This window comes from Azotobacter beijerinckii (genome assembly GCF_900110885.1).
GTDB lineage: Bacteria > Pseudomonadota > Gammaproteobacteria > Pseudomonadales > Pseudomonadaceae > Azotobacter > Azotobacter beijerinckii.
This window is the reverse complement of sequence record NZ_FOFJ01000077.1, coordinates 1-14,304: the sequence shown is the minus strand read 5'-3', so window position 1 is coordinate 14,304 and position 14,304 is coordinate 1. Positions and strand designations below refer to the sequence as shown.

15 protein-coding genes and 1 pseudogene are annotated in these 14,304 nt (G+C 64.9%); 15 read left to right on the top strand and 1 reads right to left on the bottom strand.

Annotation, left to right across the window (positions count from 1 at the left end; genetic code table 11):
• From BMY22_RS20695 to BMY22_RS20680, 4 genes and pseudogenes are all read left to right on the top strand, one after another.
• Nucleotides 1-932, top strand: a 932-nt coding sequence (locus BMY22_RS20695) for a lambda-exonuclease family protein (RefSeq protein WP_090625113.1), incomplete at its 5' end; no start/stop codon positions are given.
• 295 nt (nt 933-1,227) lie between these two features.
• Nucleotides 1,228-1,509 carry an AbrB/MazE/SpoVT family DNA-binding domain-containing protein gene (locus BMY22_RS20690; protein WP_090625111.1) on the top strand — a complete coding sequence of 94 codons (282 nt, stop codon included), beginning with the start codon at nt 1,228-1,230 and terminating at the stop codon, nt 1,507-1,509.
• On the top strand, nt 1,481-1,876 hold the full coding sequence (locus tag BMY22_RS20685; protein ID WP_090625109.1) for a type II toxin-antitoxin system PemK/MazF family toxin: 396 nt from the start codon (nt 1,481-1,483) through the stop codon (nt 1,874-1,876). Before BMY22_RS20690 ends, BMY22_RS20685 begins: the two co-directional genes overlap by 29 nt.
• 133 nt (nt 1,877-2,009) lie before the next feature.
• A pseudogene (locus BMY22_RS20680) lies at nt 2,010-2,208 on the top strand (integrase core domain-containing protein); the annotation flags it as partial.
• A gap of 101 nt (nt 2,209-2,309) precedes the next feature.
• Here BMY22_RS20680 and BMY22_RS20675 read toward each other — a convergent pair.
• A complete protein-coding gene (locus tag BMY22_RS20675; RefSeq protein WP_167363780.1) occupies nt 2,310-3,353 on the bottom strand; it encodes a LacI family DNA-binding transcriptional regulator in 1,044 nt (347 codons plus the stop codon).
• 208 nt (nt 3,354-3,561) lie between these two features.
• On the opposite strand from BMY22_RS20675, the gene BMY22_RS20670 reads away from it, so the two are divergent.
• The 11 genes from BMY22_RS20670 to mobH all read left to right on the top strand — a co-directional run.
• Entirely contained in the window at nt 3,562-5,826 is a 2,265-nt protein-coding gene (locus BMY22_RS20670; protein WP_090625108.1) for a TonB-dependent receptor, read from the top strand.
• Nucleotides 5,827-5,900: 74 nt separating this feature from the next.
• Complete coding sequence (locus BMY22_RS20665) at nt 5,901-7,229, top strand: LLM class flavin-dependent oxidoreductase (RefSeq protein WP_040107290.1); 1,329 nt, start codon at nt 5,901-5,903, stop codon at nt 7,227-7,229.
• 64 nt (nt 7,230-7,293) lie between these two features.
• Nucleotides 7,294-8,337 (top strand): L-glyceraldehyde 3-phosphate reductase, encoded by a 1,044-nt coding sequence (mgrA, locus tag BMY22_RS20660; RefSeq protein ID WP_090625107.1) that lies wholly within the window; start codon nt 7,294-7,296, stop codon nt 8,335-8,337.
• A 2-nt stretch (nt 8,338-8,339) separates the two neighbouring features.
• On the top strand, nt 8,340-9,269 hold the full coding sequence (locus tag BMY22_RS20655) for an aliphatic sulfonate ABC transporter substrate-binding protein (protein ID WP_090625105.1): 930 nt from the start codon (nt 8,340-8,342) through the stop codon (nt 9,267-9,269).
• Between the two features lie 89 nt (nt 9,270-9,358).
• On the top strand, nt 9,359-10,207 hold the full coding sequence (locus tag BMY22_RS20650) for an energy transducer TonB (RefSeq protein WP_090625104.1): 849 nt from the start codon (nt 9,359-9,361) through the stop codon (nt 10,205-10,207).
• A 33-nt stretch (nt 10,208-10,240) separates the two neighbouring features.
• The gene (locus tag BMY22_RS20645) at nt 10,241-10,951 is read left to right on the top strand and encodes a MotA/TolQ/ExbB proton channel family protein (protein ID WP_090625102.1); all 711 of its coding nucleotides are present in this window, start codon (nt 10,241-10,243) and stop codon (nt 10,949-10,951) included.
• A 1-nt stretch (nt 10,952) separates the two neighbouring features.
• Nucleotides 10,953-11,354 (top strand): ExbD/TolR family protein, encoded by a 402-nt coding sequence (locus BMY22_RS20640; RefSeq protein ID WP_040107295.1) that lies wholly within the window; start codon nt 10,953-10,955, stop codon nt 11,352-11,354.
• A gap of 284 nt (nt 11,355-11,638) precedes the next feature.
• Nucleotides 11,639-11,899, top strand: a complete 261-nt coding sequence (locus tag BMY22_RS20635; RefSeq protein ID WP_040107296.1) for a type II toxin-antitoxin system Phd/YefM family antitoxin — start codon at nt 11,639-11,641, stop codon at nt 11,897-11,899.
• The gene (locus BMY22_RS20630) at nt 11,896-12,237 is read left to right on the top strand and encodes a type II toxin-antitoxin system RelE/ParE family toxin (protein ID WP_167363779.1); all 342 of its coding nucleotides are present in this window, start codon (nt 11,896-11,898) and stop codon (nt 12,235-12,237) included. Before BMY22_RS20635 ends, BMY22_RS20630 begins: the two co-directional genes overlap by 4 nt.
• An 84-nt stretch (nt 12,238-12,321) precedes the next feature.
• Entirely contained in the window at nt 12,322-12,621 is a 300-nt protein-coding gene (locus BMY22_RS20625) for a hypothetical protein (protein ID WP_090625099.1), read from the top strand.
• 236 nt (nt 12,622-12,857) lie between these two features.
• Nucleotides 12,858-14,304, top strand: a 1,447-nt coding sequence (mobH, locus tag BMY22_RS20620; RefSeq protein WP_208599356.1) for a MobH family relaxase, incomplete at its 3' end; no start/stop codon positions are given.

Genomic DNA, 14,304 nt, shown 5'->3' with positions numbered 1-14,304 from the left:
CGCCTCTCGAGCTCTGGAAGGAGCTGGTCGGACTGACGACCCCGCCCGACCTGTCGGTTGTTCCGCAGGTGAGGCGTGGCCAGAAGTTCGAGCCGCTGGCCCTGCAGATGTTCGAGGAGAAATACGGCCAGCTGGGCTTGCCGATCTGCGCCGAGTCGCAGGAGCACCCGTTCATTCGGGCCTCCTTCGATGGCCTGCTGGGTGAGGGTGCCCCCGTCGAGATCAAGAATCTCGCGGAGGACAATCATCTGCAGGTGCTGGCGCTGCGGGACAAGAGTCCGGCCTTCCAGCTCTATCGCTGGCAGGTCATGCACCAACTGATCGTCTGCGGCGCGCGGCGCGGGTACCTGTGGTTCTGGTCGCCCAAGCACGAGGCGTGCTGCCTGGTGGTCGAGCGGGATGACCTGCTCATCCAGCGCATCGTCGAGGCAGAAAAAATCTTCTGGAACACGGTGGAAACCGGGACGCCCCCGGCAGCCGATCCCCTGCGGGATGTGCTGCCGATGGAGCAGACCGACGAAGCCGCCTGGAAGGCATTGGCGGAAAAGCGTCGCGAGCAGGAGGCCAGGGTGGTCGCCCTCAAGGCGCAGCTGAACGCGCTGCAGAAGGAGGCCGGCGAGCTGGACACCCAGCTCAAGCTCCTCGTGAGAGCGGCCGGGTTCCGCCGGGCCGATGCCTACGGGGTGAAGATCACCGTCTACGAGGTGGCAGGCTCTGTCGACTGGAAGGCGATTGCCGAGGAGCTGGCCCAAGGGAAGGACATTCCGGTGGACCTGATCCAGAAGCACCAGGGCGACAGTGGCTGCCGGACGCGCATGACGGTAGATCCCCACTTCGACCCGAACCAGCCGGCACCGGTGCTTCGCATCCGCAAGCCGGCACAACCCGAACCGGAGGAGCAGCCGCCCTTTGCGGCCGGTTTCTGGTTCTGATGCACAACCTCTTCAACCCGGCCTTCGCGCCGGGTTTTTTTTGCCCGCTGTTGGTCCCGTAGGATTAAAGGTTTATCCCATTGAATGGGAGTGGCCCGCTGAATCTTCCTGCATGAGGGACATGCCCCAAAGGCGTGGGTACATTGTAAAATAGCCTAAGGCGTATTACATTGTTGTCACGCCCAGCGAGTGGGCGGTAACCAACAATAACCACCCTGTAACTCAGTAGGAAAACTGCAATTTCCGAGGTCCGGCCTACATTAGGTGACCTTCCAACATCAGAGGCTCTTTGACCATGATCACCCAAATCCGAAAGGTGGGTAACAGCGCTGGCGTTGTGATCCCGTCCGTCTTGCTCAAGGAGGTGAAACTCACCGTTGGCGCAGAGATCGATCTGACCGTTGAAAACGGCGTTTTAAACATCAAACCCGTGAAGGCAAAACGGCAAGGCTCACGCGAAGTTTCTTTGAACTGGCTGCTCGCCGACTTTCAGGATGTCGAGGGCGAACTAATCCCAGGCACCGTGGGTGCAGAGGTGCTGGAAGACGATGACGCGAATTACCGAAGCTGTCCGTAAACAGCTCAAGCCGGGCGATCTGATCAGGATCGCCCTCGACCCGACGGTAGGGTCGGAAACTCAGAAGACCCGCCCATGCATCGTGCTGACGGAGCAGGCGCTCAACGCGGTGAGCCGGACCATCATCGTGGTGCCCCTGTCCACGGGGAGCGGGCCGATCATGCGGCTATTTCCCGTCCTTGATCAGACACAGAATGACTGCGGGATGCACGGATCTGCGGTGGTCACCCAGATGCGGGCGCTCGATCCTGTCGCCCGCCAGGGCCAATGGCTCGGCAGAGTCACCGCCCCGGCGTTCCTTGATGCGGTCAGACTGAACCTAGCTGCCACGCTCGGCATTACGCTGGATCTACTCGACCCACGGTAAGCCGTCGCAGAGCGCTTTGACCGCGCGCCTGGCTACGCCGACTACTGGCGCGGGCTCCTGGATGGAATTCACTGGTTCGAGTGAGGGTGGCCAAGAAGATGTGTATCGAAGCCATATCACTCCTGCTGGGGAGAGTGTGAGTGCGAAGGGCAATTGCTACGACAACGCCTGTGCCGAGAGCTTCCTCCACAGCTTCAAGGTCGAGTGCATCCGGGGAACGCTTCGGTATGCGCGCTCAGATGCGAGAAGCCGTGTTCGACAACCGGCAGCGGCCTCACAACACGCAGGGATACATCAGCCCGGAACCCTTCGAGCTCCGGGTGAGTGCCTGAAATCGTCTCCACGACTGCTGGGCAAGATCAGACGAGGGGAGGCGGCCTTTTCATTCAGGAATGCATGCGTACCACCGAGCTTACCGGACGCAAGGTGCAGCTCAGGTGCTTTCCCGCTCCACCAACTGGCATTCGAGCCGGTTCAGGCGCTGTACCGGCGCCTCCGTCGCTATCACGCCGAGACTTTCCAGCACCCGCAGCGCGGCCGTCTCGCCGATCCCCAGCGAGGGCGGCCGGATGGTGCTCAGGCTCGGCAGCAGCATTTCGGCGAAGGCGTAATCGCCGAACCCCATGACCGCGCAATCGCCGGGTATCCGCAGGCCCATGCGTTGGGCCGCGAGCAGGCCGCCGGCCGCCAGGTTGTCGTTGGCGAAGAGGATCGCATCGGGCCTGTGCGTCTCTTGCATCAGCCTTTCCATGGCCTCCCGGCCCGCCTCGAAGGGTGCGCTGCCGGCACTTGGCGCGAAACTCCAGAGTTCCAGCCCCGCGTCCCGCAGGGTGGCGGCGCAGCCGTCGCGTCGGTCTAGGGCGCTGAAGTCGCCGGCGGCGCTGTTCTGCACGAAGGCGATGCGCCGGTAGCCCCTCTCGAGCAGATGGCGCGCCGCCATGACCCCCGCGTCGTAGTGCAGGAAGCCCACCTGGATGGGCGCGCGCTCGGGTTGGTAATCCCAGATCTCCACCACCGGGATGTCCGTCTCGGCGAGGAGCTTTTCCGTGCCCTCGCTGTGGAAATGGCTGGTCACCACCAGCGCCGCCGGTGACCAGCCGAGGAAGGCGCGCACGGCGCTTTCCTCCTGTTCCGGTGAGAAGTAGCTGGAGGCCAGCAGCAACTGGTGGCCATGCCGGGCCAGGGTGTCGCTGAAGCCCTGGATGGTGCTGGCGAAGATCGGCCCCGAGATGTTCGGGATGACCATGCCGACGATGCGGCTGCGCGCCGAGGCGAGGCTGCCGGCGACCAGGTTGGGTACGTAGCCGAGGGCCGAGACGGCTTCGCCGATGCGGTGGCGCAGCTCTTCCGAAACCCGCTCCGGGTGATTGAAGAAGCGCGAGACGGTCAGCGCCGAAACCCCCACCTGGCGGGCGACGTCGTTGAGCGTGATGCGCCCGGCAGTGCGCCGTTTGCGGGGAGGCGATGGATCGCTCACGGGATTTCCTCTTAAAAAATGAATATAAAAGTAATTTTTAATTATTTGACGATCTATTTTGGAGACTTCGATACTAGCGATGTTAGCGCTGACATTGGAGGTTGTCTCTTGTCATCTGCCACTCGCACAACGGGACCAGAACAGGCGCTTCGTTCAGACCCAGTAGCCGAGCAGACCGCCGCCGGTCTCGCCAGGGCAGAGCAAGAGCATGAAAGAAATCGATCATCACAACGCTGCCACGCAGGGCAGCAAACAACGTTTCGCCGGTTATCGCGATCCCCTGGCATGGGCGATCCTGCTGGCCTCCCTGGGGGGCTCCGCCTGGGCGGAACAGGACGCCGCCACGACCGCGCAGACGCCGGCGGACGCCCAGAGCGGGCCGGTTCTCAAGGCCGTCACCGTCACCGCCACCCGTCGTGAAGAGTCGCTGCAGAAGATTCCCGTGGCGGTTTCGGTCGTCGACGGCGAGCAACTGGAGCGCGATAACCGCAACAACGTGTCGAGCATCGTGCAGCAGGTACCGACCCTGAATTTCCGCACCAGTGCCTCGAACAAGGACACGACGCTGTTCATCCGCGGCGTCGGTACCATCTCCACTTCGCCGGGTATCGAGCCGACCGTGGCCACGGTGATCGATGGGGTGGTGTTCGGTCGCGCGGGCCAGTCAACCCTCGATCTGCTTGATCTGGAGCGTATCGAGGTGCTGCGCGGGCCGCAGGGCACGCTGTTTGGCAAGAACGCCTCGGCGGGCGTGCTGAATGTCGTTACCCGGGCCGCACCGGAAGAATTCCGGGGCTATCTGGATTACTCGCACTTCGGCAACGGCAACGAGAACCGCTACCGCTTCGGCGTTGGCGGACGCCTGACCGACACCCTCAAGGGTTCGGTCAGCGGTCTGCTCGGCAAGTACGACGGCAACGTGAAAAACGTCAAGAACGGTGACGACGTCAATGGCTACGACCGCACCGGCGTGCGCGGCAGGCTGGAATTCGAACCGAACACGGACATCAAACTCACGTTGATCGGCGATTATGCGCGCAGCGACGACGACATCCCCAACGGGGTAGTCGTCTCGACCCGCAGCGCGGCCTTCGCCAACGCGCTCAAGCCAGTGTCGCCGAGCAGCCACAATCAGCACATCCAGAGCGACTACAAAAGCCGCACCGAGGACACTAGCGCCGGTATTTCCGGGCAGCTCGACTGGCAACTGGGCAACTACACCCTGACCTCCATCACCGCCTGGCGCCGCTGGCTCAACCACCAGTATCAGGACGGCGACCGCCTTGCCGCCCTGCCACTGACCGCCTCCCACGACAACGGCAAGGTGAACTACAACCAGTACACTCAGGAGATTCGCCTGGCTTCGCCCAAGGGCGAGTTCCTCGAATACGTGGTGGGCGTCTACTACATGCATGGCCATACCGGCGAAACCTACCGGCGCCTCTCGGTCAACGACGGGATCGCCAACGACGGGCAAGCCAATTACAGCGTGACCAGCAACAGCTTCGCCCTGTTCGGCGAGAACACCTTCAACTTCACCGACGATTTCCGCGGCATCGTCGGCCTGCGCTGGACTCGGGACGGCCTGGGATACAAGCATCGCCGGGTTTCCACCTCGCCCGTCGCGGTCACCGGCATCCAGCCTTCGACGTCCAGCCACGGCTCGGTGGACGAAGAGGACTGGAGCGGTCGCTTCGGCCTGCAGTACGACTTCACCGACAATCTGATGGGCTATGCGACCTACTCGCGCGGCTACAAGGGCCCGGCTTACAACGTGTTCTTCAACATGCAGCCGCGCGATACCGAACACCTCAAGCCGGAAACCTCCGACGCCTACGAACTCGGCCTGAAGGCCACCGCGCTGAACAACCGGCTGACCGCTAACCTGGCGGTCTTCCACACCGACTACGACAACTACCAGGCGAACTTCTACGACAGCGTCGCCGGCCAGGTGGTGACCCGCCTGGTCAATGCCGGCAAGGTCTATACCAAGGGTGTCGAGCTGGATACCAGCTTCCAGGTTACCCCCCAGCTCAAGCTGTCCGGCGCCCTGGCCTACACCGAGGCGCGCATCGACAGCTTCAAATGCCCGGCGGGAGCCGCGTCCAACTGCAACGTGAACGGCAAGCCACTGCCCTTCAGTCCGGACTGGAAGACCTATGTGCGCGCCGATTACAGCATTCCGCTGGACAACGGCCTGGACGTCGAGCTGACCACCGACTACAGCTGGCAGGACGAAGTGCAATTCACCCTCGACCAGAACCCGGATACCAAGCAGGGTGCCTACGGCATCTGGAACGCCAGCGTCGCCCTGGCCGACTACAACCGTGGCTGGCGTGTGTCGTTCCTCGGCAAGAACCTCAACGACAAGTCCTACGCCACGGCCATGGCCGCCGGCAGCAACTATATCTACCGCTTCGTACCGCGTGACGACGAGCGTTACTTCGGTGTGCAGGCACACCTCGATTTCTGATTTTTCATCAACCACCATGCCGCCCGGTCGGGATACCACGACCGGATGGCCGCTCCGACAGCAAGGATATCCCTATGGCAGATTCCGCCCGACAACTGCGCCTCGGCGCTTTCCTCATGGCCACCGGACACCATGTGGCCGCCTGGCGGCATCCGGAGGTACCGGTCGACCCGCTGGACTTCTCCGTCTACCGGCGCGTCGCGCAGGTCGCCGAAGCGGCCTGCTTCGACGCGCTGTTCGTCGCCGACAGCGCGGCCGTGTTCGACGGCCCGTTCGCCAGTCATACCGCGCGCTCGGTGTATTTCGAGCCACTCACCCTGCACGCGGCACTGAGCGCGATCACCGAACGGATCGGCTTGGTTGCCACCGTCACCACCAGCTACAACGAGCCCTACCACGTAGCGCGCCAGTTCGCCTCGCTGGACCACCTCTCGGGCGGCCGCAGCGGCTGGAACCTGGTGACCTCCGATCTCGCGGCCGAAGCACAGAACTTCGGCCGCGACGAACACCTGGGGCACGCCGAGCGCTACGCCCGCGCCCGCGAGTTCCACCGCGTGGTCACCGGCCTGTGGGACAGCTGGGCGGACGATGCCTTCCTGCGCGACAAGGCCAGCGGGCGTTTCTACGATCCTGACCGGCTGCATGTGCTCGATCACCGGGGCGAGCATTTCAAGGTGCGCGGCCCACTCAATGTGGCGCGCTCGCCGCAGGGCCGGCCGGTGGTGGTGCAGGCCGGCTCCTCCGAAACCGGCCGCGAGCTGGCCGCCGAAACCGCCGAGGTGGTGTTCACCGCGCAGACCTCGCTGGCCAAGGCCCAGGCCTTCTACGCCGACCTCAAGGGGCGGCTGGGCCAGTACGGCCGCGGCGAAGACGCGCTGAAGATCATGCCAGGCGTCTTCGTGGTGCCCGGGCAGAGCGAGAGCGAGGCCAAGGAGAAGTTCGAGGCCTTCCAGGAACTGGTCGAGCCGCAGGTGGGCGTCGCCCTGCTCGGGCGCATGCTGGGTAACTTCGACCTCTCCGAATACCCGCTGGACGGCCCGCTGCCGGAGCTGCCGCTGACCGACAGCGGCCAGCGCAGCCGCCAGCAGCTCCTGACCGAGCTGGCCGGCGCGGAAAACCTGACTCTGGCCCAGCTCGGCCGCCGGATCGCCGGCGGGCGCGGCCACCACAGCCTGATCGGCACGCCTCGGCAGATCGCCGACGAGCTGCAGGCGTGGTTCGAGGAGCGCGCGGCCGACGGCTTCAACGTGCTGGTGCCGCACCTGCCGGGCGGCCTGGAGGACTTCGCCGCGCTGGTGGTACCGGAGCTGCAGCGGCGCGGTCTGTTCCGGCGCGAATACCAGGGCCGCACCCTGCGCGAGCACCTTGGCCTGGCGCGGCCGAACAACCCCTTCTTCGCGTGATCGAACCCGTTCGCGGGCAGCCGGCCATGCGCTGCTGCCCACTCACCCTTCCGGAGAAACGCCCATGACCTATCTTGCCGACTCGAAGCGCTACGAGCGCATCCCCTACCGCCGCGTCGGGCGCAGCGGCTTGGTGCTGCCGGCCCTGTCCCTGGGGCTGTGGCACAACTTCGGGGACGCCACGCCGTTCGACACCCAACGCGCCCTGCTGCGTACCGCCTTCGACCTGGGGATCAACCACTTCGACCTGGCCAACAACTATGGGCCGCCCTACGGCAGCGCGGAAATCAACTGTGGCCGCCTGTTGCGCGAGGATTTCCGCGCCTACCGCGACGAGCTGATCCTCTCCACCAAGGCCGGCTGGGACATGTGGCCGGGGCCGTACGGGCAGGGCGGCAGCTCGCGCAAGTACCTGATCTCCAGCCTCGACCAGAGCCTCAGGCGCCTGGGCGTCGATTATGTGGACATCTTCTACTCGCACCGCTTCGACGCCGACACGCCGCTGGAGGAGACCGCCAGCGCGCTGGCCGACATCGTCCGCCAAGGCAAGGCGCTGTACGTCGGCATCTCCTCCTATTCGGCGGGCAAGACCCGGGAGATCGCCGCGTTGCTGCGCGAGCACAGGGTGCCGCTGCTGATCCACCAGCCGGCCTACAACCTGTTCAACCGCTGGATCGAGAAGAACCTGCTGGATGCCACCGAGGCAGAGGGCGCGGGAGTGATCGCCTTCACCCCCCTGGCCCAAGGGCTGCTCACCGACAAGTACCTGAACGGCGTGCCCGCCGATGCGCGGGTCAACCGGCCCGGCGGCGCCTCGCTGCGCCCGGAACATCTGGCCGAGGCGAACATCGAGCGCGCCCGGGCGCTCGCCGGAATCGCCCGCCGGCGCGGCCAGAGCCTGGCCCAACTGGCCCTGGCCTGGACCCTGCGCGATGCGCGGGTGACCTCGGCGCTGATCGGCGCCAGCCGCCCGGAGCAGATCGTCGAGAACGTCGCCGCGCTGGACAACCTGGCGTTCAGCGCCAAGGAGCTGGCGGAGATCGACCGCCACGCGGTCGAGGGCGGCATCAATCTCTGGGAGAAACCTTCCACGGACTGGCAGGAATGACGATGAAGACCTTCCGATTCGGCTCGTTCCTGCTGGGACTGCTGGCCTTCGCCCAAGTGTCGCTTGCAGATCCGGCGGTCTTGCGCATTGGCTACCAGAAAGCGTCAAGCAGTCTGGTGCTGGCCAAGCAGCACGGCCTGCTCGAGCGGCGCTTCCCGCAGACCCGCATCGACTGGATCGAATTCCCGGCCGGTCCGCAGATGCTCGAGGCGCTGAATATCGGCAGTTTGGATATTGGCTCTACAGGCGACATTCCACCACTGTTCGCCCAAGCGGCCGGTGCCGACCTGCTGTATATCGGCGCCGAACCGGCCAAGCCGCAAGCCGAGGTGATCCTGGTCGCACCGGACAGCCCGATCCACAGTATCGCCGAACTCAAGGGGCGCAAGGTGGCCCTGCAGAAGGGCTCCAGCGCGCACAATCTGCTGCTGCGCGCGCTGGCCCGGGCCGGCCTGTCCTTCAGAGACATCCAGCCGGTCTACCTGTCGCCGGCCGATGCCCGCGCCGCCTTCGAAAGCGGCCGCGTGGACGCCTGGGCAATCTGGGATCCGTTCTATTCGGCCGTCGAGCTGGAGGGACGCGCGCGCCTGCTGGCCAACGGCGAAGGTCTGGAACTGCTCGGTCCGTTCTATCTGGCGGCGCGCCCCTATGCCGAGTCCGACCCGGACTTCGTGAAAGCCGTACTGGATGAGCTGGGGCAGGCGGAAAGGCGGCTCCAGAGCGACAGGGCCGGCAGCATCCGGCTGCTCGCCACGTTCACCGGGTTGCCGGAAGCGGTGATCGAGCGGACGTTCAGCCATCGCCCGGCATCGTCCGTCCTGCCCATGAGTGCGGAAATCGTCGCCGCCCAACAGCGCACTGCCGACCTCTTCCTGGAAAGTCGCTTGTTGCCGAAACGGATAGATATCGCCGCGGCCGTCTGGCGGCCATGACCGGAAATGCACGACTGCGACCAATCGACCGGGCGGCCGGAAACCTCCCGGATCGTACGCGCGTTATCTTGAACTCATGGAGCTCAACGATGGGAAACGTCCTTGGCGCCGGCAGGGCGCCTTATGTGCCGAGGCATGAAGAGCGCCATGCGGAAAAGGCGCCGACATTCGACACAGCGCAACCTCAGGCGTTGGAGACATCACGTTTCAGCATCGCCAACCGATCTCCAGGGAATCGGAGCGAAGTTCTGATTCTGGGCATACTGGCGGCCCTGCTGCTGCACGCCGGAGCCCTGCACTGGCTCGCCCGGCACAGCACGCCGCCCCTGCCGGAGGTCCCCGTGCAGGTCCCGCCCATGACCATCGAATTCAGCAGCCCGGCACCGCCGGCCGAGCCCGTCGCTTCACCTCCACCACCGATCGCCGCCGCCGAACCGCCGCCTTCCCCGGCTCCGGTGGTCGAGGAGCTGGCCCCCAAAAAGGCGCCGCCCAAGCCGCTTCCCAAACCCAAGCCGCAGCCGCCCAAGCAGAAGGCCGAACCCCGGCCGGCCCAGCCGACCCCGGCGAAGGCCGAGGCGCCCACCGCTCCGGCGGCGCCAACGGCTGCACCGGCACCGGCCGTCCCAGCGGCAGTGCCCTCGCCCGTCCAGGCTCAGCTCACCCCGCCCTCGGCCAGCGCCGGCTACCTGCGCAACCCGGCGCCCGAATACCCGGCCCTGGCCCTGCGCCGCAACTGGCAGGGCACCGTGCTGCTGCGCGTGCACGTGCTGGCCAGCGGCAGGCCGAGCGAGATCCAGGTCCAGAAGTCCAGTGGACGCGACCTGCTCGACGAGGCTGCGGTCGCCGCCGTCAAGCGCTGGAGCTTCGTGCCCGCCAAACGCGGCGACACAGCCCAGGACGGCTGGGTCAGCGTACCCATCGATTTCAAATTGAATTAACCCATCGCACCGCTCTTCAGGAGGAACCCCACCATGGATCTGCTCAGTAATCCCTTCGCTTCGGTGGAACATGTCGTCATCTGGGTCTTGATCGGCTTTTCCGTCGTCACCTGGGGCCTGGCCCTGATCAAGGCCATCCAGTTCGCCCGCCTCAAGTACCAGGACCGCCGGCTGCAGAAACTCTTCTGGCAGGCGCCCAGCCTGGACAGCGCCGCCGGCCTGGTGCAGCACCATGCCGGCGCCGTGGCCCATCTCGCCCAAGCCGGCTTCGCCGCCATCCAGGAGGAGCCCGGCCAGCACGACCTGGCCCACGCGATCAACCTCCAGGATCGCCTCGAGCGGGCCCTGCGCCAGCAGATCCAGCGCGAACGCCGCTCCCTGGAATCCGGCCTGGCGGTGCTCGCCTCGATCGGCTCCACCTCCCCCTTCATCGGCCTGCTCGGCACCGTCTGGGGGATCATGGAGGCGCTCAAGGGCATCAGCGCCGCCGGTTCGGCCAGCCTGGAAACCGTGGCCGGCCCGATCGGCGCCGCTCTGGTTGCCACCGGCGTTGGGATCGCCGTCGCGGTGCCCGCGGTGCTGGTCTACAACTACTTCCTGCGTCGCCTGAAGCTGGCCGCCGCGGATCTGGACGACTTCGCCCACGACTTCTACAGCCTGGCGCAGAAGAGCGCCTTCAAGGTGATCCCGCATCCGCGCGCCGGCCGGAGCCAGGGTGCCCAACACGTGAAGGAGGCGATCTGAGATGGCCTTCTCCACCCAGGAAAGCGACGAAGTCCTCAGCGAGATGAACGTCACGCCACTGGTTGACGTGATGCTGGTGCTGCTGGTGGTGTTCATCGTCACCGCGCCGATGCTGACCAACAGCATCCCCATCAACCTGCCCAGGACCGAGGCGGTCGCTCCGCCGGACACCCAGGACCCGCTGGTGGTGAGCATCGACGGCACCGGCAAGGTGTTCGTCGGCAAGGACGAGATCCAGGCCGAGTTGCTGGAAAGCCACCTGCAGGCGGCCAAAGCCGCGGACGCCGAACTGCGCGTGCAGTTGCAGGCGGACGACCAGGTGGATTACGGCGTGGTGGCCAGGGCCATGGCCGCCATCGAGCGGGCGGGTATCACCAAGCTCGCCGTCATTACGGCGCGTTAGAGGTACGGGGCTTTCCGAGACTTCTGGTAAGAAATTTCTCGGAAGGAACTCGACGATCGGAGCGGCTATCTTGGAGAGCTGCTGCAGGCCCGCGGTTAGCCACCGCAAGGTAACCGCATGGGGTCTGCAGAAGACGTCTCCCCGGAGCCGCTGTTGCTCTTTGCGGCCGGCTTCTGATTCTGATGCACAACCTCTTCGACCCGGCCTCGCGCCGGGTTTGTTTTGTCGACGAAGATCTAAATTTAGTCTATAAATGGACCTCTTAAACGCAGGACATTGCCGACATGAAAATCGAGACGATCAGCTTCTTGAAGAAGCACGCCGCATCGTTGGATCTAACCGAGCCCATGGTGATCACCCAGAACGGTCTGCCCGCCTATGTCATCGAGTCCTATGCCGAACGCAAGCAGCGCGATGAGACGATTGCGCTCGTCAAGCTCCTGGCATTGGGTTCCCGCGACAAAGAGCAAGGCAAGCTGGTGTCGGGCGACACGCTCCTGGATCGCTTGGCACAACGATGCCAGCAACCCAAAGGAACCCCATGAGCTTCGACGTTCAGTTTGCTACTACTGCTGAAACCAGCCTGTTTTCCCAGATCGCCCACCTGGAGCCGTACCACGGCTATGACGGGGCCTATGAAAAGCTCTCCACCTTGGTGGCAGAAGTTATACGCCGCCTGGCCGATCACCCGTTGGGCTACCCCATCAGCGCACAAGCCAGCGAGCTTGGGATCACTCATTACCGGGAGCTCAATCTCGACGGCTACCGCGTCTTCTATGAGTGCGATGAGGAAAAGCGCCTCGTGGTGGTCCTGCTCATCCTGGGGCAGCGACAGAGCATCGAGCAGCAACTGATCCATTACTGCCTGATGTTCGATCGTTAAGGGGCCAAGAGCATGGAAAAACTATCCGCTAGCCGGCCGATACCGGCATCGGTATTCACAACAAGCTAAAAAGAGAAACGGGCAATGAGCAATAAATACACCCTCGACCAGACCGAACTAGACGAACTCGCCGCCAATTGCCGCGCCCTCTCGGAGTTCATCAAGGATGAAGAAGACGATGGCCGCGCTGCTGAGCTGAGAGAGATTTATGGGACATTCGTGGACATTTTGACCGGCGTGCACAGTGGCGCCCCCGACATGGCCGACACCCTCAAGGCCATCAATGTGCGCGGACAGGACAACCAGGCGTTGAACGATCTGCACGGTGCCGCTTCTGCCTTGGTGGTAGCCATTGAGGGCGAGTGGGATCGGCGCAAGGTGTGACCCGCCGTCTGCACCACAAAGGCCTCGCATACCACCGGGACTACTGGCGCGGGCGCCTGGAGGAAATTCACTGGCCCGAGTGAGCAGATCAATATCCCACCCCCCGTGCAGTCCTGCTGTCGGGGGTTTTTCGTTTCGATCCGGTAATTTCAAGCCAAAAAGTGGCGTGAAATGGCCACACAGACGCGATTTGATTTCCGATCATGGGGGCTCGACCCACTGCTACGAGAGTCCTCATGTTCCCGTCCTTCCTCAAACGCTGGTTGTTCGGCGACAACTACGCCTCGCTCTTCGCCGAGGCGCCCCATCCGGCCGAGCGGCTGATTCCCCCGGAGCTTCGCCCCTACCTGGAAAACCATAACTGGCGGAACCTGCGCTATCCCCCCTATCAGGAAGGCTATCCCGGCAAGGTGACGGGCGAGTGGTTAATGCGCCACTACCAGCGCAAGCTGATCGACCGCATCGCAGGCTCCATCGGCCTGCCGAAGGACGAGTACCAGCGCTACGTCGAACCGATCCTGATCAACTTCGCGGAGCTGGCGCACCTGCTGCCGGCCTCGGAGAACCATCACCACGCCGGTCCCGGCGGGCTGCTGCGGCACAGCCTCGAAGTCGCCAACCTCACCCTGGATGGGTGCCTGACCACCGCCTTCGACACCGCCGAGACGCCGGCCCGGCGCAGCACTCGCCGCTGGCGCTGGAATGTGGCGGGCGTCGCGGCAGGCCTGCTGCACGATGCCGGCAAGGCTCTCACCGACCTGCGCGCCACCGACTTCGAGGGCAAGCTCGAGTGGAGCCCCGAGCAGGAAACCCTCCACCAGTGGGCGGTGCGCCACAAGCTCGACCGCTACTTCCTGCACTGGAATGCCCAGCGCCACGAAAAGCACATCCAGGCCTCGGTGGCCCTGGTGTCGACCCTCATACCCGCCGAAGCCCGCGCCTGGATTCAGGGAGGCGGACGGGACATCTACGATGCCCTGCTCGATGCGATTGCGGGCAACGCGAACCGTGCGCCCCTGACCGAGCTGGTACGCAGGTCGGACTCGGCCTCGGTCAGGCGCGACCTGCTCAAGGGGCCGAGCCATGCCGGAGGCGGGGATACCGGCGTGCCGGTCATCCGCCTGGTCAGCGACGCCATGCTGCGCCTGCTCGGCACGGGACGCTGGACGGTCAACGTGCCGGGCAGCCGGGTATGGGTGGCCACCGATGGCGTCTATATCGCCTGGCACAGCGCCGCCGAGGAGATCGTCAGCCTGCTGGTGAAGGACGGGATCGTGGCCATCCCGCGCTCGCCGGAAACCCTCCTGGCCATCCTGGCGGATCATGGCCTGGCCGAGCGCCGGGACGATGGCGACCTCTACTGGCTCGTCACTCCGCAGGCCCTGTGCAGGAACGGCAAGGGGCCGGCTCTGCGCTGCCTGAAACTCAGCTCTCCGGACGTGCTGTTTCCGCATGTGCCGGTCCCGCCGCCGACCTCCATTCTCCTCGGCAAGGAGGGCGAGCAGGTCGAGCTGATCGCGCCCAACGAAAAAAGTCCGTTCGATCGCGAGAGGCCGGTTTCCGCGCCGACCGCGGTGGCCGCCCAGGGACCCGCGGCGGCGAAACCGCAGCCGCCGCGCCAGCCCGAGCCGGCTCCCGAGGCCGAGCAGAGCGGCATTTCCGTTCCCCGGATGCCGACCGAGC

What these genes read in the sequence shown, in the direction of transcription:
- BMY22_RS20690 (WP_090625111.1), top strand. Translation starts at nt 1,228, where the DNA reads ATGATCACCCAAATCCGAAAGGTGGGTAACAGCGCTGGCGTTGTGATC.
- BMY22_RS20685 (WP_090625109.1), top strand. Translation starts at nt 1,481, where the DNA reads ATGACGCGAATTACCGAAGCTGTCCGTAAACAGCTCAAGCCGGGCGAT.
- BMY22_RS20670 (WP_090625108.1), top strand. Translation starts at nt 3,562, where the DNA reads ATGAAAGAAATCGATCATCACAACGCTGCCACGCAGGGCAGCAAACAA.
- BMY22_RS20665 (WP_040107290.1), top strand. Translation starts at nt 5,901, where the DNA reads ATGGCAGATTCCGCCCGACAACTGCGCCTCGGCGCTTTCCTCATGGCC.
- mgrA (WP_090625107.1), top strand. Translation starts at nt 7,294, where the DNA reads ATGACCTATCTTGCCGACTCGAAGCGCTACGAGCGCATCCCCTACCGC.
- BMY22_RS20655 (WP_090625105.1), top strand. Translation starts at nt 8,340, where the DNA reads ATGAAGACCTTCCGATTCGGCTCGTTCCTGCTGGGACTGCTGGCCTTC.
- BMY22_RS20650 (WP_090625104.1), top strand. Translation starts at nt 9,359, where the DNA reads ATGGGAAACGTCCTTGGCGCCGGCAGGGCGCCTTATGTGCCGAGGCAT.
- BMY22_RS20645 (WP_090625102.1), top strand. Translation starts at nt 10,241, where the DNA reads ATGGATCTGCTCAGTAATCCCTTCGCTTCGGTGGAACATGTCGTCATC.
- BMY22_RS20640 (WP_040107295.1), top strand. Translation starts at nt 10,953, where the DNA reads ATGGCCTTCTCCACCCAGGAAAGCGACGAAGTCCTCAGCGAGATGAAC.
- BMY22_RS20635 (WP_040107296.1), top strand. Translation starts at nt 11,639, where the DNA reads ATGAAAATCGAGACGATCAGCTTCTTGAAGAAGCACGCCGCATCGTTG.
- BMY22_RS20630 (WP_167363779.1), top strand. Translation starts at nt 11,896, where the DNA reads ATGAGCTTCGACGTTCAGTTTGCTACTACTGCTGAAACCAGCCTGTTT.
- BMY22_RS20625 (WP_090625099.1), top strand. Translation starts at nt 12,322, where the DNA reads ATGAGCAATAAATACACCCTCGACCAGACCGAACTAGACGAACTCGCC.